The organism is Streptomyces sp. NPDC059696, assembly GCF_042733745.1.
Classification (GTDB): Bacteria; Actinomycetota; Actinomycetes; order Streptomycetales; family Streptomycetaceae; genus Streptomyces.
Map to the genome: position 1 here is coordinate 98,269 of NZ_JBHWFG010000015.1, position 17,314 is coordinate 115,582.

The 17,314-nt window shown below is 71.1% G+C and carries 9 protein-coding genes; 2 read left to right on the forward strand and 7 right to left on the reverse strand.

The features are described 5' to 3' along the window. Positions 1–66 precede the first annotated feature (66 nt). Positions 67–1,596 (forward strand): helix-turn-helix domain-containing protein, encoded by a 1,530-nt coding sequence (locus ACFV20_RS18415; RefSeq protein WP_385657824.1) that lies wholly within the window; start codon positions 67–69, stop codon positions 1,594–1,596. 190 nt (positions 1,597–1,786) lie between these two features. Further along, complete coding sequence (locus tag ACFV20_RS18420) at positions 1,787–2,752, forward strand: alpha/beta fold hydrolase (RefSeq protein ID WP_385657826.1); 966 nt, start codon at positions 1,787–1,789, stop codon at positions 2,750–2,752. Here ACFV20_RS18420 and fxsT (ACFV20_RS18425) read toward each other — a convergent pair. The 7 genes from fxsT (ACFV20_RS18425) to ACFV20_RS18455 all read right to left on the reverse strand — a co-directional run bounded on the left by fxsT (ACFV20_RS18425) (position 2,722) and on the right by ACFV20_RS18455 (position 17,206). Further along, on the reverse strand, positions 2,722–6,651 hold the full coding sequence (fxsT, locus tag ACFV20_RS18425; RefSeq protein WP_385657828.1) for an FxSxx-COOH system tetratricopeptide repeat protein: 3,930 nt from the start codon (positions 6,649–6,651) through the stop codon (positions 2,722–2,724). The genes ACFV20_RS18420 and fxsT (ACFV20_RS18425) overlap by 31 nt on opposite strands. 360 nt (positions 6,652–7,011) lie before the next feature. Next, positions 7,012–7,782: an aminoglycoside N(3)-acetyltransferase gene (locus tag ACFV20_RS18430; RefSeq protein ID WP_385657830.1), complete on the reverse strand. Its 771-nt coding sequence runs from the start codon at positions 7,780–7,782 to the stop codon at positions 7,012–7,014. After that, on the reverse strand, positions 7,775–9,922 hold the full coding sequence (gene fxsBH / locus ACFV20_RS18435; protein ID WP_385657832.1) for a radical SAM/SPASM protein FxsBH, inactivated beta-hydroxylase extension form: 2,148 nt from the start codon (positions 9,920–9,922) through the stop codon (positions 7,775–7,777). The genes ACFV20_RS18430 and fxsBH overlap by 8 nt, the downstream gene beginning before the upstream one ends. Before the next feature lie 472 nt (positions 9,923–10,394). Continuing rightward, positions 10,395–14,264, reverse strand: a complete 3,870-nt coding sequence (gene fxsT / locus ACFV20_RS18440; protein WP_385657833.1) for an FxSxx-COOH system tetratricopeptide repeat protein — start codon at positions 14,262–14,264, stop codon at positions 10,395–10,397. Continuing rightward, positions 14,248–15,552 carry a TIR-like protein FxsC gene (locus tag ACFV20_RS18445; protein WP_385657835.1) on the reverse strand — a complete coding sequence of 435 codons (1,305 nt, stop codon included), beginning with the start codon at positions 15,550–15,552 and terminating at the stop codon, positions 14,248–14,250. Before ACFV20_RS18445 ends, fxsT (ACFV20_RS18440) begins: the two co-directional genes overlap by 17 nt. Positions 15,553–15,581: 29 nt before the next feature. Then, a complete protein-coding gene (locus tag ACFV20_RS18450) occupies positions 15,582–16,457 on the reverse strand; it encodes a macro domain-containing protein (protein ID WP_385657837.1) in 876 nt (291 codons plus the stop codon). Continuing rightward, the gene (locus ACFV20_RS18455; RefSeq protein ID WP_385657839.1) at positions 16,454–17,206 is read right to left on the reverse strand and encodes a TIR domain-containing protein; all 753 of its coding nucleotides are present in this window, start codon (positions 17,204–17,206) and stop codon (positions 16,454–16,456) included. Before ACFV20_RS18455 ends, ACFV20_RS18450 begins: the two co-directional genes overlap by 4 nt. Between the last annotated feature and the right edge of the window lie 108 nt (positions 17,207–17,314).

The following is a 17,314-nucleotide window of genomic DNA, read 5'->3' on the forward strand; positions in this document are numbered from 1 at the left end:
GACGTCCCGTCACCCGTTCGGACCCCCGCGCGGGCTTCATCTCATATCTGAGATAACCTCAGCCTCATGGCAGACGACTACCTCGTACGCATCGGCAAGCTCATCCGTGACGCCCGGCAGCACCGCGGCTGGACCCAGTCGCAGCTGGCCGAGGCGCTCGGCACCAGCCAGAGCGCCGTCAACCGGATCGAGCGCGGCAATCAGAACATCAGCCTTGAGATGATCGCGCGCATCGGGGAGGCCCTCGACAGCGAGATCGTGTCGCTCGGCTACGCCGGTCCGATGCATCTGCGGGTGGTCGGCGGGCGCCGGCTCTCCGGTGCCATCGACGTGAAGACGAGCAAGAACGCGTGCGTGGCACTGTTGTGCGCCTCACTGCTCAACGAGGGGCGCACGGTGCTGCGCCGCGTCGCCCGCATCGAGGAGGTGTACCGCCTCCTCGAGGTGCTGGGCTCCATCGGGGTACGTACCCGGTGGATCAACGACGGCGTGGACCTGGAGATCGTGCCGTCGGCCGAGCTCGACCTGGCGGCGATCGACGCGGACGCGGCCCGCCGCACCCGCTCCATCATCATGTTCCTCGGCCCGCTGCTGCACCGCGTGGACCAGTTCAAGCTGCCGTACGCAGGTGGCTGCGACCTCGGTACGCGCACGATCGAGCCGCACATGATCGCGCTGCGCCGGTTCGGCCTGGACATCGCCGCCACCGAGGGCCAGTACCACGCCCGCGTGGACCGCTCGGTCAGCCCCGACCGCCCGATCGTCCTGACCGAACGCGGCGACACGGTCACCGAGAACGCCCTGCTCGCGGCCGCCCGGCACGACGGCATCACCGTCATCCGCAACGCCTCGTCCAACTACATGGTCCAGGACCTGTGCTTCTTCCTGGAGGCCCTCGGCGTCAAGGTCGACGGCATCGGCACCACCACGCTGACGGTGCACGGCGTGCCCACCATCGACGTCGACGTGGACTACTCCCCCTCCGAGGACCCGGTCGAGGCGATGAGCCTGGTGGCCGCGGCCGTGGTGACGGAGTCGGAGCTGACGGTGCGCCGCGTGCCCATCGAGTTCCTGGAGATCGAGCTCGCGGTCCTGGAGGAGATGGGCCTCGACCACGACCGCACGCCCGAGTACTTCGCCGACAACGGCCGTACCCGGCTGGTGGACCTGACCGTCCGGCCCTCCAAGCTGGAGGCGCCGATCGACAAGATCCACCCCATGCCGTTCCCGGGCCTGAACATCGACAACGTCCCGTTCTTCGCGGCCATCGCGGCGGTCGCCCAGGGCCAGACCCTCATCCACGACTGGGTCTACGACAACCGCGCGATCTACCTGACCGACCTGAACCGCCTCGGCGGCCGCCTCCAGCTCCTGGACCCCCACCGCGTCCTGGTCGAGGGCCCCACCCGCTGGCGCGCCGCCGAGATGATGTGCCCGCCGGCGCTGCGCCCCGCGGTGGTCGTCCTGCTGGCGATGATGGCGGCCGAGGGCACGTCGGTGCTGCGCAACGTGTACGTCATCAACCGGGGTTACGAGGACCTGGCGGAGCGGCTGAACTCGATCGGGGCGCAGATCGAGACGTTCCGGGACATCTGAGGTCGCCCCGGGGCAAGCCTCCGCCGAGCCGGGCGGGTCCGGGCCCGGCCCGGACCCTGCGGTGACACGCGCGCCCCTGTCTCGTTGTGCCTGTTCGGCACGGAGCCGAAAGCGATGGTGTCGGCTGGACGAGTGGGTCAAGTTCCGGCAGCTTGGGACCTGGTCTGTGGGCTGGGAGAGGGGATACATCGTGCGGGACCTGGCGTCGACGCTGGACCACGTCCGGACGGCGGACGGGAGGCGGTTGCGGGTCGAGTGCTCGGGGGACCCGCGGGGGCGACCCGTGTTCCTGCTCCACGGCACTCCCGGCAGCCGGGTCGGCCCCAGACCGCGCCCCATGTACCTGTATCAGCGTGGAGTCCTGCTGATCAGCTACGACCGTCCCGGATACGGAGGATCCGACCGCCAGCCCGGCCGCCGTGTCGTGGACGTCGTGCAGGACGTGACCGCCGTGGCCGACGCCCTGGGCATGGACCGCTTCGCGGTCGTCGGCCGTTCCGGCGGCGCCCCGCACGCCCTGGCCTGCGCGGCCCGGCTGCCGCACCGGGTGACCCGTGCGGCAGCCCTCGTCACCCTCGCCCCCCGGGACGCGGAGGGCCTCGACTGGTTCGCCGGGATGGCGCCCTCCAACATCGACGAGTACAGCACGGCGCTCGCCGATCCCGAGGAGTTCGAGGCCCGGCTCATCCCCCGCACCGACTCCATCCGCTCCGACCCCGCGCGGCTGCTGGAGGAACTGCGCGCGGAGATGACCGACGACGACCGGAAGATCATCTCCGACAACGGCGTCCGCTCGATGTTGCTGCGCAACTACTGCGAAGCGCTGCGCAGTTCGCCGTACGGCTGGATCGACGACTCGTTCGCCCTCACCGAGCCCTGGGGATTCGACCCGACCTGCATCCAGGTGCCCGTCCTGCTGTGGCACGGTGCCCGCGACGCCTTCTCCCCGGTCGCCCACTCGTCGTGGCTCGCGGAGCGCATCCCGCGGGCCACGTCCGTGATCGAGCCGTCCGCGGCCCATTTCGGCGCCCTGCGCGTGCTGCCGGACGTGCTGAGATGGTCGCTCATCGACGCCTCACCCAGCGAGGTGCTGCCGTTCCAGGAGGAGCAGCCCGCCGGGTCGCGTTACACGGCCAGCGGTTCCAGGTCGCGGTAGAGGCGTCGTTCGTGCCGTACGGACCGCAGGTTCATGGTCTCGTCGCCGAGCAGTCGCCTCAGCTCGCCGAGGCTCTCCTCGCGCAGGCGGTCCCCCTCGGGGCTGCCCAGTGAGCTCAGCGTCAGTGCCGAGTTGGCGACCGCGGTGAGGGCGTCCGGGTGGTGCCGCCCCAGCACCGCGCTCAGGCCGGCGGCGGCCTTGCTCTCCAGGTCGTACGCCTCTTCGAAACGGCCCTGGTCGGCAAGGACGTTGGCGAAGTTGAGGCCGGAGATCAGGGTGTGGGGGTGATCCTTGCCCAGCATGTCCCGCAAGCGCGGCAGGACCCGCTGGAAGACCTCTTCGGCCTCTGCCAGGTCCCCGCAGCCCCAGTGGAAGATACCGAGGTTGTTGAGGGCGCCCTGGGTGTAGGGGTGGGCCTCGCCCGGGACCTTCATGTACCCGGCCAGCGCTTGGCGGGCGACCTCCCGGGCCTGTTCCTTCTCGTCGGCCGCGTACAGGTCCGACGCGAGGTTGAGGTCGCAGGCCAGCCAGTCGGGGTTCGGCGATGCGTACTGCTCGCGGTACCTCGCCAGGGTCGCGGTCGTCAGCCGCAGCGCGTCCTCCACCCGCCCCACTCTCCGCAAGGAGACGGCGAGCGACTTGGCACAGCTGAGGGTGGAGGGGAAGTGCTCCCCCAGGATGCGCTTGTGGTCCTCGTACACGCGGGACAGGATCTCCACGGCCTCGTCGTAGCGGCCGATCTCCCGCAGGTCGCGGCCGAGGCTGGAGGCCGAGCCGAGGGTGTAGGGGTGTGTGGGGCCGAGCACGACCAGGCGGCGGTCGTAGACGTCCTGGTCCACGGCGCGGGCTTCCTCGTAGCGGCCGACCATGCGCAGCGCGAGGGCGAGGTTGTTGGCCGCGCTGAGGGTCCGCTGGTGCGACTCGTGGAAGATGTCGCGGAATCCCCGGTGTGCGGCCTCGGCCAGCTCCACGGCCGACCGGTACTCGCCGAGTGCGGCCAGGTCGCTGGCCAGGCTGGACGCGGTGATGTAGGTGTGCGGATGACTGGAGCCCAGGACCTGGCGCTGCCGCTCCAGCAGTTCCTCGTCGATCGCGCGGGCTTCCGCGTAGCGCCCCTGTGAGCGGAGCACGTTGGCGAGCTGACAGCGCAGGTAGAGGCATTGCATGTGGTTCTCACCGAGGCGCTCGACCCAGCGCTCCAGCACGTCCTCCGCGAGCTGGCGGGCGCTCGGCAGGTCACCGCGCTTCCACAGGTACCGCACCCGGTCGATGAGCAGTCGCCGGGGTTCGGGTTCCGAGCAGTCCTGGATGCCCGAGGCCAGCAGGTGCGACCAGATGGAGTCGAAGAGCGGCCAGGTCGAGGGATCGTCGGTGGGCTCGTCCCCGTCGGGCCGGGCGCTGGCGAGGACGGTGTGCACAACGTGCCGTGCCTGTTCCCGTTCCCCCTCGGTGAGCTGTGAGCGGATGACGGCCTGGACCAGCCGGTGGACCTGGATGCTGCCACTGCTCTGATCGACCTTGGCCAGGGCGAAACGGCCGATCTCGCGGACCACGCGGCCCAGCAGCAGGCTCTCCTGGAGCGAGGGGTCCCACTCCCGCAGGGCGTCCAGCATCTCCTTGTTGTAGAGCACGCGCACGGAGATCGGTTCCGGAGCCATGAAGGCGCACAGTTGCAGGAGCCGTACCGAGGCCGGTGACCGCTCCCGGAGGCGGGCGATGGAGATGTTCCAGGTGGCGGCCACCGGCTGCGGGTAGTCCTTGGGGTGGTTGAGTCCCAGGACGGCGGTGGTCTGTTCGGTCAGCTGCCGCAGGTACTCGTCGGTGGGCGTGGCCGTCTCCGCGAGCCAGGCGGCTGCCTGTTCGACGGCCAGCGGCAGGTCGCCCACGGCGTCCGCCACCCGGTCCGCCTCGTCGGTGGTCAGGCCGGGTGCCTGCCGGGTGAGGTGCTCGATGCTCTCCTCGCGGGGGAAGACGTCGACGGACAGGGACGCGCCCTGCTGTGCCCAGGCCTGGTTCCGGGACGTGACCAGGATGTGCCCGCCGCCGGCCGGGAAGTACCGCTTGAGCGTCTCGGGGTCGTCCGCGTTGTCGAAGACGAGCAGCCAGCGGGTGGTCGGCGTACCGGTGGCCAGCATCTGCACCACCTCTGCGCTGGCCAGTGCCATGTCGTCGCCTCCGGAGGCGCCGATCCGCGATCCGAGTTCGGCGAGGGAGGCGATGATGGCGTCCTTGTGCTCCGCGGAGATCCACCACACCAGGTCGTAGTCGGCGACGAAGCGGTGCACGTATTCCAGGACGATCTGGGTCTTGCCCACGCCGCCGAGCCCGAAGAGCGTCTGCGGCTGCGGCAGTACGACGGAGAGGCCCTCACCGAGCTGCGTGCGCAGCTCTTCGAGCACGGCCGCCCGGCCCGTGAAGAGGGTGTTGCGGCTCGGAGCGTTGAAGATCCTCGGCCAGCTGCCCGGGAACCGTGGGCTCGCCGTACCGGCGGGCACCAGATCGGTCGTCAGGTTCAGCGCTTTGAAGACCCTCTGGACGCACTCGGCCTCGTCCACCCGGTGCAGGTCCACCGAGGTGTGCTCCACGTCGGAGTCGGGCATCTGCGCGCGGTCCAGTCGCAGGCGGGTCACCTGGAGGGTCGGCAGGCCCGGAGCGGCGTCGGTGAGGGCCCGCCACGCGGCCCGTCCGTGGCGGGCCTGCAGGAAGGCGTCCGAGGTCAGGATCAGGGCGCGGGTGGCCGGGTCGGGGCGCTCCGGGACGCGGATGGCCACGTCGTGCAGCGTCACCCGTGAGCAGTACGGCTTGAGCGTCCCCTCCAGCCACTCCGCCCACATGCGGTCCTCGCCCGCGTACACCACGCAGACGTCCGCGGCCAGGGTCGTCGGCCGGCGCCGCGTGTAGGCGGCCAGACAGCGCTGGCGCACGGGTTCGGGGATCGGCGGCAGCCGGGTCACCTCACCGTCGGAGATGACCTCCGTGAGGCGTTCGAAGGCGGACAGCAGGGAGCTCGACACCCCGCTCTGGTCGCCGATGGCCGCGAGCAACTCCTCGTAGGCGTAGTACGGGCGGTACGGGATCTCGACGGCGCCCCAGTACTCGTTCAGCTGCGCCGGGTCCAGTGGTTCGCCGTCCTTCCCCTTGGGCAGCCCGTCGAATTTCAGCCGGGCCAGCGCCCGTCCCGCGTCGGCCTTCTCCTTCTCGCCCTCGTCGACCCGCATCGGCACGGGGAGCACCCGGATGTGCCGGTCGCGGTAGTCGGCCTCGACGGTCCGGGCCACGGCGGCTCCGCCGTCCAGCGCCTGGTCGCTGAGGGTGAAGCAGTCGACGAGGACGTCGGGCATCTGGATGGTGCAGATGTCCGCGCTGTCCGACAGGCCGGTGCGGCTGTCGATGAGGACGTAGTCGTACGACGCCTTCATGTCTTCACGCAGGGCGTCGAGGAAGATGCCGCCGCCGAGGCGGTCGTAGAAGTTGTCCCATTCGAAGGAGGAGACGGTGGCCGAGTAGGCGCGGTTCTGCTGACCGGCGGACAGGAAGTCGAGCGAGCCTCCGTCGGGGAACGACAGTCCGAGGGCCTTCGGATTGAGGGAGACCGCGTGCCGGCCGGCGCGCGCGTACTGCCGGTGCCAGGTGCCGGAACGATGACTTCCGCTGGTCGCCGCCCAGGAGTACTCGCTGATCATGTCGATCACGCCGGGGGTGGCCTCGAGCGTGCTGGGGTCGAGAAACGGATGGAAGAAGCGGTGCAGCCCGGGGGCTTCGAGGTCCCAGTCGACGGTCAGCACACGCGCACCGTTGGCGGCGAGGATCCACGCCGTGTTCGCCAAGGCCATGGTGCGGCCCGTACCGCCCTTGTAAGAGTAGAACGTGACGATACGTCCACTCCGGCGCGCCATCATGCTTTTCCTCCGTTGTCGGCCCCTGGTACGTAGGCAGGGAGTGGGCGGGCTCGATGGGACGAGGCCGGGGCGGGGGCACCCGTCCGCGTCTCCGGGGGACTGCGGAATCGTGCGCACGTCGGTCGCGGGGAGAACGCCCGCCTGAGTATTCCGCACGACGGCCCGGCTTCGGAGACGGCGACCGTGGCTCGACGACGCGGGTTGACGGGGCCTGGGCGGGGACAGGGGTGGTGAGCACTGATCCGATGTCGCATCTCCACACGTCCCCCTGCCGGTTGAAGCCCCGGGAAGTCACCCGACGGCGTCATGTGGCCGGAATCAACACTGTGCCCCACCCACCTGTCCGACGGGTGGTTCGTTTTACGCCGTTCTCCCCCTGTATCCGGACATCTGGCGTTGGGCGGCGTCCACAGTCTCCCGCATCTCCACGAGGGTGGCCGCCTTTCCGGCGAATTCGCCTTGTATCAGGAGTTCACGCGGGATCCGGGCTCCGATCGCGGCGAAGTCGCTGTCGTCGAGCACGAGGTCCTCGTAGGAGGTCCACGCTCCGCCGCCCGCCGCACAGCGGTAGGTCCGCGTCGGAGGCCGCGGTGTCATGCGGTACTCGGCGAGATGGAGTGCGCTGCACGCCTCGAACCCCACGCGGAACAGCAGGATCTGCGCGTGAGACCGGTACAGCCGCGCCAACGGGGACCGTTCACCCAGGTGACAGTGCGGGTCGTGGCCGGTGAGCAGGTCACGGGCCCGGGGGCCGATCGCGGCGAACGAGGTCTGCGGATGCGCGCTGCGCACCGCGCCGGGGGTGGCCCGTACGCAGTCGGCCAGTGCGCCGACCGCCGGGCACGGGGTGAGGTCCGGATCGAACGCCGGCATGCCCGCCCGGTAGACCTCCTTCTGCTGTTCGGTCAGCCCCGCGGTGAGCACACGGTGGCGGTCGGAGGTGTCGGAGTTCTCGGGGGTGAAGGCCGGCGAGACGAGTGTGCCGGCCGGGCCGAGGGCGGCCAGCAGGGCATCCCGTACCGCGGCGGGCGCCAGACCCGTGCCCCTCAGGGAGGCGTGCACCAGCAGAATGCCGCCGCGCCGCACACCCAACTCGCGCAGGAACCGGACCAGTCGGATGCCGTCAGTCAAGGAGGGTTGTCCATTCCGCTCGCAGCTCGTCGGCCACGTAGGTGCCGTTCTCGGTGAGCTCGCGCGGGGGGAGGCCGGCCAGCTCGCGCAGGGCGCGGCCTGCCAGGATGCGCGCGGGACCGGCTTCCGGGGTGGGACGGGCGGCCCGGCCGATGTACTCGCTCGCCAGATCGAGGAGGGGCCCTGCCGGGCTGCCCGGCAGGTGCAGGTCGAGGACCTCGCGCAGCGCGGCGAGCCTCTCCTTCCGGCCGAGGTGGGGCAGCTCCCGGACGAATTCCTCCGGCTCGATGTCGATCGCCACCCCCAGGGCGCCGCTGCCACAGGCGCCCAGGCGCAGCCCGGCGCCCGCGGTGAGCGGGGTGATCGTCGTCGAGGCGGGGGCGTGGGCGCTCTGCCACCAACCGGGCTCACGCCGCTCCAGAAGGCCGTACGCATTCCTCAGCCGGCCGCGGAACGCGGCCAGGGCGCCGGGGTCGAGCAGCGGGGTGACGGCTGCGGCGAAGCAGTCCCGGTCCGGGTCGGCGTCGTCGATCAGCAGCCGTGGGCCGTGGCCGAGAGACAGCGTGGCCAACGGCCGCCAGCCGCGCAGGACGAGGGGGGAGGCGTCGGTCCCCGGCGGGCCTTCCCCGCCGCGTACGCGGAATTCACCGCTGTCGACGTGGAAGCGGATCTGCCCGTGCCTCGACAGCCGAACGGTGCCGAGGGTCGGGAGGTGGATCAGCGGGCTCGGCTGCTCCCAGCGCAGGGTCGCTTCGACGCCCGCGCGCAGTGCCGCCGCCGTCGCGACCGCCATGAAACGCGGTAGATCCGCGGTGCCGTCCCAGGCGCGGGCCAGGGAGGGTCTGAGATAGGGGTGGGAGGCGACCGCGTCGAGGTGGGGAGCGGTGGTCTCGTCGGAGTCCAGGCGGACCAGCAGGCTCCAGGCCTCGTCCCAGCCGGCACGGCCGGTGAGCCTGGCGTTCACTCCCGCGAGCAGCGCGCGGTCCAGCCGTAGCCGCGCCCGTCTGAGTTCACCGGCGCTCGTCACCGCTGGGGCCAGCGAGCGCTCCGTGATCCGTTCGGCGATTCCCTCGATCAGGGCGCGCAGGTCCGCGCAGTACACCGACGGGTTGTCGAAGCCGCGCCCGGTGCTGTAGCGGTGTGCGACCAGTCCCCCGCCGCACGTGGCGAGGACGGGGCACCGCCGGCAGGTCTCGCTGAGCGCGCCGCGGCGGTCGGAGGCCTCCGCGCGCTCGGTGAACTCCCGCAAGCCGTGCTGGAAGACGTCGTGTCCGGTGACGGGCGCGCCGTCGTAGGCGACCTTGAGCGAGTCGGAGCGGGTGAGGGTGCCGTCCGTCTCGACGACCGCGATGCCGTCGTCGGAGGCTCCCAGTGCCTCCGTGAGTGCGGGACCACCGCGCAGCGTGCTGAGTATCGAGTCGAAGGTCCGTACGGGTACCGGGCGCCCCTGCTCCTCCCACCGGTCGAAGACCCTCAGCAGCCAGTCGGCGTAGGGCGTGGACACTCCCGCGCGGCCTGGAGGCGGTGGGGCGTCCCAGGTGGCGTGGGGCAGGAGGTAGTCGATCCGCGGCGGGTCCAGTCCGATCAGCGCATCGTGCACGAGGACCGGATCGCCGGCCACGTCGACCGTGCACAACAACCCCTGGAAGAGGTGCCGGTACTCGGGGAGCCGCAGCAACTCCAGCCCCCGGAGCACCCGTTCGTAGCTGCTGCGGCCCCGGTGGTCGAGCCGATGCCGGTCGTTCGCGGCCCGGTCGCCGTCCAGGGAGAGGCCCACCTTGACGTCGAACTCCCTGAACACCTCCAGGTGCGCGCGGTTCAACCGCACGCCGTTGGTGTGGATGTGCAGATCGAGGTCGGTCGTCGCGGCCAGCGTGCGGGTGAGCTCCGCACAGATCGACCGCAGCCGGGCCGGACCCGCCAGCAGCGGCTCGCCGCCGTGCAGGATGACCGCGAGCCGCGGGAGCCGTTCCTCGCGGACGTACTCGGAGAGCCGACGGGCCACCTGGCGGAGCGTCCCCTCGGAGATCAGCGGCGGCATCCCGCGCCAGCTCTGGTCCGCGTGCCGATAGACATAACAGTGGTCACAGGCCAGGTCGCACCTGCTGTGGACCTTCAGGACGAGCTCCCGTATGGCCACGTCCTCACACCTCGCCGGCCGCGCCGCGCGTCCGCACCGGGTGGCCGGCTAGACGGCGGAGTTGAAGGTGGGGAGCGTGCGGGCCCCGTCCTTTCCCGGAGCCGGAGTCACTCGCCTCACGACCGTGATGACCTCGATCCCGTGGGGGCGGATCTCCGCGAGCGGGGTTCTCTCGGAGACCGGGGCTGCCGTAGGGGGCTTGTCTGCGGGTTTCGTGACGGGATTCTTCATCTGCGTCGGCTTCACCTTGGTTCAGGGCCGCCTCCCACACACCGGGGACGGCGAGAGTCCGGGGCTGGAGTGGACACGGTGCGCGTAGACGTTCCGCCAAGCATGCCTCTGCCATCTTCGCAGCCCCTGCGCGAAGTGGGCAATGCGTACCGCACTGCACCGTGCGGCAGCGGTGATTTCTCGTCATCGTCGCCCAGGGGGGTTCGCCGGGACGCCGAACGGCGTGGCGGAGCAGCACAGTTCAGGCGGGCAGCAGGAACTCCAGATCGCGGTCGACGCGCTGCCAGCCGCGGCCCGCGGCCGTCCAGGGATGGCCGGGCCCGAGTCGCTTGTCGAAGGCGTTCACCGCCCGGTCCCGCAACCGGGCGGCCTCCGCCGTGCGGCCCATCGAGCGCAGGGTGACCGCCAGGGACAGGTCGGCGATCAGGGTGTCCGGGTGTCCCTCCCCGAGGCAGGCGCGCAGGTCCTGGGCGCAGGCCCGCGCCATGCTCTCCGCGGGAGCGAACTGCTCCATGTCGCCCAGGACGTTGGCCATGGTGAGCCTTCCGAACACGGTGTACGGGTGGGCGTCACCGAGGAACCTGCCGAAGGACCGGACGGTCCGCGTGGCCGCGGCCAGTGCCTCATCGGTCTCTCCGGCGGTGCGCAGCCACGCCGCGAGGTTGTGGTCGCAGACCGCGTTGTCCGGGTGTTCCGGGCCGCGCAGCTGGGCGACACCGTGCTGGAGGCGGCTGATCACGGTGCGCGCGGCGGCCAGGTCGCCCGCGCCGGCGGTCAGGGCCGCCAGGTTGACGCCGCAGACCAGCCAGTCGGGATCGTCCCGGTCCCGTTCCGTCGTGTACCCCGCCTCGGCGTGCGCGGCGAGCTCGTCGGCCTCGTGGCGCTCGCCGATGCGGCGCAGGGAGACCGACAGGCTGACGGTCGCGCGTAGCGCGCCATGGGTGTTCTGGCCGCGAAGGGCCTCCAGGGCGGGGCGCAGGACGCGCACGGAGCCGGTGTAGTCGCCCAGTTCGCGCAGGTCCCGGGCGAGGCCCAGTGCCGACGCCAACGCCGCGGGATGACCGTCCCCGAGCACGCGGCACTGTCGTTGCCAGGTGGCCAGGCTCCGCTCCCGCGCGGCCGCGTAGTTGCCCACCAGGCGGAACGACCGGGCGAGCGCCTCGGCCGCGGTCAGCGTCTGGGGGTGTTCCTCGCCGAACAGGTCGTGGAATCCGGTGTACACCTCACGCGCCAGGTCCAGGGCCTCGCCGAACCGGCCGAGCGCTCGCAGGTCCTCGGCCAGGCCGGCGGCGGTGATCAGCGTGTGGGCGTGGCCGGGCGGCAGGAGCTCACGCTGCCGGGCCAGGGTGCGGGCATCCAGGCCGTACGCCTCGCCGTGGGCTCCGAGGCTGCGCAGCGCGCTCGCCTGGTGGCTCCGCAGCTGCAGCACGTGCTGGTCGTCGTCTCCCCCGTCGACGGCGGTCCAGCTCCGGTCCAGCCGACGCCCCAGTTCGAGGGCCCGGGCGGGCATGCCGTGCCGCGCGGTACGGCGCACCCGCTCCAGCAGCACGGCGCGGGTGTCGCCGTCGCGGCACGTGTCCGCGCCGGCGTGGTCGAAGTGGGGCCACAGCCTCTCGAACGCGAGGTCGTCCGTCTCGGCGGCGGTGTCGTCGCGCCGGGGCGCGGCGGCCGTGAGGAGGCGGTGCGCCTCGTGGCGGACCTCGTTCAGCTCGTCGGCGGTCAGGGACGCCGTGACCAGGCGCTGCACGACACGGTGCACCTTCAGGGTCTGCCCCGCCTGGTCGACCTCGGCCAGGCCCAGCCGGCTGAGTTCCTGCACCTGTCGGTCGATCAGCATCGGCTCGTGCAGGGCGTCGTCGTACGGGCGCAGCAGGCGCAGCGCGGTGTCGGTGCAGACCAGGCCCAGCGGGAGCGGCTGCGGTGCGAGCACACTGCACAGGGTGAGCAGCCGCAGTGCCGCGGGGGCGCGTTCGGCGAGTGCGTCGAGGGCCACCGCGGTGCCGGCGGCGATCGCCGGGGCGGCCGCCTCGTCGGCGCCCTGCGCTGCCCGGGCCTCGCTCCGGACGGTCAGCCGGTGCAGGTAGTCCTGCGCAGACGGGAACTGCGTGAGCCACGATCCGGCCTGGGCGACGGCCAGCGGGAGGTCGTTCGCGGCCGCCGCGATCCGGTCCGCGTCGACGGCGGAGAGCGACGGAGCCCTCCGGCGCAGCAGCTCGATGCTCTGCTCCCGGGTGAACGCCTCGACCCACACGGGGTGCATGCTCTCGCTCCACGTGCGGTCCCGGGAGGTCACCAGTACGTGCCCTCGGGGGCCGGCGGGCAGCAGCTCGGACAGGGCCGGGCGGCCTGCCGCGTTGTCGTACACCAGGAGCCACCGGCCGCTCGGAGATCCCGCGTCCAGCGCGTCGAGGGCCCGGCGCGCCGCCGTGGGAACGTCGTCGCCGTTGCGCAGGCCCATCCGGTCCGCCAGCTGTGCCAGTGACAGCAGGACCGATTCCCGGCTGTGTGCGCGGATCCACCACACCAGGTCGTAGGCGGCCTGGAAGCGGTGGGCGTATTCCACGGCCAGCTGGGTGCGGCCGGTGGCGGCGAGGCCGTCGTGCGGGAGTATCGCGGCCTGTTGCCGGCTGACCTTGAGTGTGGCGGCGAGCTGGTCCAGCAGCCGGTCCCGGCCTACGAAGAACGGGTTGCGCGCCGGTGCCTCCCACAGGTCCGGCGTCCGGCGCGGGAACCGTGGACGGGCCGGCCCCAGGACGCGTTCGGCGGCGTCGCCGGACAGTCCCACGCCGCGCAGCAGGGCCTCGGCGGTACCGGGCTCGTCCAGGGAGGTCAGGTCGACGGCCTCGCAGTCGCCGAACGGGGGTGTGAGCGCGACGGGTTCGATCCGCAACGGGATCAGCGTCCCGGATGGGCCGGAACCGGACCCGCCCATGCTCTCCCACAGCGTCCGGGACTGCGGCGAACGCAGGAAGGACGACGACAGCAGGGCCAGGGTGCGAGGGGCACGGCCCCAGGGGCCCGGTTCGCTGCCGCCGCCGGACGTGATGACCTCGAAGCCGGAGCCGGCGAGGAGCCAGCCGACCCAGTCGGCCCACATCCTGTCCTGGGGTGCGTACCACAGGCGCAGCGGGGTGGCCATGGGTGACAACGGCCGGACGTAGGAGGCGAGGTGGCGTCGGCGCAGTTCGTCGTCGAGGGGTGGCAGACGTCGCACGCGGCCCTCGGTGATCCGCTCCGTCAGCAGCTCGAAGGCGGCGAGCAGGCTTCCGGGTTCGCCCGGGGGGTCGCCGAACGCGGCCAGTGTCTCCTCGTAGGCGTAGTCCGACCGGTGCGGGACTTCCACGCCGGTGCGGGAGGCGGGCGGCAGGTGCTGGAAGCTCATGCGGACGAGCTCGCGGGCGGCGGCCAGACGGTCGTCCCTGTCGTCGGCGACCCGCAGGGCGACGGGCAGTACGCGCAGGGGCCGTGGATGGACGTCCTGGAGTATGGACCGGGCCATGCGTGCCGCGCCCTCGATGCTCTGTGAGCTCAGGGTGAAGCAGTTGACCAGGATGTCCGGCATGTCGATGGTGCACAGTCCGACCAGGTCGCTGACGCCGCTGCGGCTGTCGATGAGGGTGAAGTCGTAGTGGCTCTTCATGTCGTGGCGCAGCGCCTCGAGGAACCGCGTGCCACCGAACCGTTCGGCGAATTCGCGCCAGCTGAAGTCCATGAGGTGCGTCAGGTACTCGCCGTCCTGCCGTCCCGCGGGCATGTAGTCCAGGCTTCCGCCGTCGCGGAACGTCCAGTCGACGGAGACCGCGTGCGGCAGGACCCGGGCGAGTCGCCGTCTCAGGTCCGCCGCGGATTCGGTGTGCGGTTTCGTGCGCCACTCCGTGACGTATCCCGAGAACAGGTTGAGCACGCCGGTGGTGGCGGCCGAGGTCGCGGCATCGAGGAACGGGTGGAAGTAGCGGTGCAGCCCCGGTGCCTCCACGTCCCAGTCGGCGGCCAGCACGTGGTAGCCGTTGGAAGCCAGGATCCAGGCGACGTTGGCCACGGCCATCGTCCGCCCGGTGCCGCCCTTCTGGGAGTAGAAGGTGACGATCTGCCCGTCAGCCCCGGGGGTCATCAGGCGTCTCCTGTGCGGAGCCCTGCTCCGGGGCGGGGCCGCGCAGCCTGGGCCGGGGGACGTGGGGACCGGCGGGCGGGTACACCGGTGACACGTAACGGAGGAACTGGGCGGCCGCCCACTGGATCACGGTGGGGAGAATGTCGGCGAACGCCGACAGGGAGGGGACTCCGCCCGTCGCGGCCCGGGAGACGCTGCGGCCCCGCTGCAACGTGCGGGGCAGGGTCTTCTCCAGGGCCGCCTGCAGCTCCGCCCCCGAGGACCCGTTGTCCGGGTCCGCGTGGTCCCACGGCACGATGACCACGACCCACGGCTGAGCCGCCGCGTCCACTCTCGTGAGCAGCTCCCGTTGTTCGGGGTCGGCGACCGCCCACCGGTCGAGCAGCATCACCGTCGGCGCCGAGGGATGCGCCTCGGCCAGCAGACCGCCGACCGCCTCCTCCAGGGGTTCGACCGTGGTGAGGTAGTCGAGCCCCCGCACCTGTTCGGCGGCGAAGTCCGCGAGCGGCCGGCCGGCGTCGGTGTCGGTGTCGCTCTCCCGGTAAGGGTTCCAGTCGACCGGTGAGGGGCCGTAGCAGCGGGCCGAACGTCCCGGCGGCAAGGCGTCGCTGCTGGGCGCGGCCACCACGATGCGCACCCGGCGCAGCACGGGCGGCGGCCCGAAGGCGTTGGGCAGGTCCGCCAGGTCCAGCGGTTCGCCTCGGGGTACCGGATTGTCGTGGGCCGTGGTGACGATCGACCGGGCCAGCATCAGCACGGCGTGCTCGTACTCGGCCCGGTAGCGGCGCAGTTTCATGAGGGAGTACAGGCCCCCGGACGCGTAGTGCGGGCCGAACCGTTCGTGGTCGTGCTGCAGACTCTTCGCGGGCGAGGGAAGACGCTCGGCGGGCACGGGCGTCCACAGTGCCGGCACGATCGCCGGTGGGGCGCTGTCCTGTGTGGTCCGGTTCTGTGTCTGGCGCAGGGCGAAGGCCCGCCACTCGCGGCCGCAGTGGTCGCTCACGAAGTAGCGCGGCGAGTACAGCGGTACGAACACCCGGCAGGTGGCGAGGGCGGTCGACAGGCGTGCGCTCCAGTCCTCACCGACGCGCATGGCGCGGTCCATGAAGCCGGCCGACTCGCCCTCGGGCAGGTCCGTCAGCATCAGGACGTGTTCGCAGAGGTCCTGGTAGAGCCGGCGCACCCACATGTCCGGATCCGGCCCGTCGCTCGCGCGCGGCGGGGTGTGGGCGTAGCTGAGGAAGAAGTACGGAACGTGTGGGTCCGACCGCTCCGGTTCCTGGTTCACACCAAGGCCTCCCCCCACACGTCCGGCGGTCACAGGGTCCGCAGGAACATGGCCAACTCGAGCATGTCGACCCGCACATAGTCCTCCGGAAGGACCACGATCGTCAGCTTTTTGCAGATGACCGACCGTCGTGATCTCGTGACGAAGGACAGCAGGATCAGTTTGATGAGACTCGTGTGATCCATGCTGTCGATACGGGCCAGGCCCGATCCGATCACCGGCATGGCCACCGCTTCGCGGCGCGCGTGCAGATGCAGCACGTGCCAGAGCTCTTCGAGGCTCTTCCACATCTGATCGGGCCCGGAGGCGACGGTCAGGTCGTTGCGCATCGTGCCGTACGCGCTGAGGAAGAAGCGCTTCGACGGCGAACCGAGGACGGCGACCGTGCCCAGCGGGTAGCGGGCGAGTTTCCCCGCCCGCTTCGCGGCCCGGTCCTCCACCCGTACCGGTGTCACTCCGGCGAGCGCGGTGTCGATGTCGCCGTCGAGCCGGGTGGTCTCGCTCGCGTAGAGACGGTGCAGGAACTGGCCCTGCACACTGCGCTGGACGATCAGCAGATCGTCCCGGGTGTCGGTGTCGAAGACGTCGTTGCTGCCGATGACCAGGTGGCCCGGTTGCTCGAAGAGGTCGCCGACCTCGATGGTCACTTCGAATCGCGGGTGCTGGAACTCGTGGCTCACCCGCGTCCGCGGCCAGGAGCTCAGGATGCCGCCCACGAGTGAGATGCCGAGGACGCCGAGGAACGCCGGAACGCGTGGCAGGGAGCTGTCGGGCCAGAAGGCCAGGTACAACTGGACGAGCCCGGACAGCACGGTGAACTGAACGGCGCAGGCGCGTCCGGCGGTGGACAGCCCGAGACGGGTGCCGAAGAGGGTCCGTGCCTGATGTCCGATCATCCGGCTCATGCCGGCCCCTCGGTGTTCGTACCCGGCGGCGGGACGTACAGGGTGTGGGGCGTGGGCGTTTCCTCGTAGACGCCGGTGAACCGGGATCTCTTCCTGGGCAGGTTGGTCTGTTCGTCGCGCAGCGCCTCCACCGTCTGTTCCAGATCGGTGATCCTGCTGATCTGCTCCCGCATGAGCGAGGTGAGGTCCTCCAGGATCTCCTCGGCGGAGCGGCGCGGCGGTGCCTGCTCGGCGGCGTCCGCCGTGAGGTCGATCGCGGCGAGGGCATCGCGCAGCTCGGGCCACACCTTGCGGAAGAGGTTGTCGACCCGGGTGTGGTCGGGGTAGCGGTTGGCCGACTCACGCAGGACGGAGTTGATGGTCCTGACCATGTTCAGCACGTCTTCCTCGTCGTGCGCCCGTGCCGACTGGAACTGGCGCAGTGGGCTGCTCGCCGCTTCCAGGTCGTCGTGACTGCCCTCCAGCAGGAAGGGCACGAGCTGGCCCTTGCGCTCGTCGACCTCTTTGGAGAGGGCTCCCGACTCGAAGGTGATCCACGGGGCCCCGAGGTTGGCCCGGGTCACGCAGGCGATCCCGAAGGAGCTCTCGTCGAGCTGTTTCTTGATCTCGTCCAGCCCGCGCGCGCCCTTCCTGATGCTCTCCGACGAGACGAACGGCTCGATCTCGTCGCTGAAGTAACGCAGCCAGGAGGCGAGCCGTTCGGCGCAGGTCCGTGACGGCACTCCGGACCAGCTCAGAAAGATCTTCATATGACGCCCCCCGCATCACACCCCGCCCGTGAACACGCCCTGACACCGGTCGACTTGCCCCGTTGCGGGGCGAATGGTTCAGGAGGTCACCCCCAGAAACCATACTGG

Coding starts and splice junctions, on each gene's coding strand:
- ACFV20_RS18450 (WP_385657837.1), bottom strand. CDS start 16,457: ATGAGCCGGATGATCGGACATCAGGCACGGACCCTCTTCGGCACCCGT.
- fxsT (WP_385657828.1), bottom strand. CDS start 6,651: ATGATGGCGCGCCGGAGTGGACGTATCGTCACGTTCTACTCTTACAAG.
- ACFV20_RS18415 (WP_385657824.1), top strand. CDS start 67: ATGGCAGACGACTACCTCGTACGCATCGGCAAGCTCATCCGTGACGCC.
- fxsT (WP_385657833.1), bottom strand. CDS start 14,264: ATGACCCCCGGGGCTGACGGGCAGATCGTCACCTTCTACTCCCAGAAG.
- ACFV20_RS18455 (WP_385657839.1), bottom strand. CDS start 17,206: ATGAAGATCTTTCTGAGCTGGTCCGGAGTGCCGTCACGGACCTGCGCC.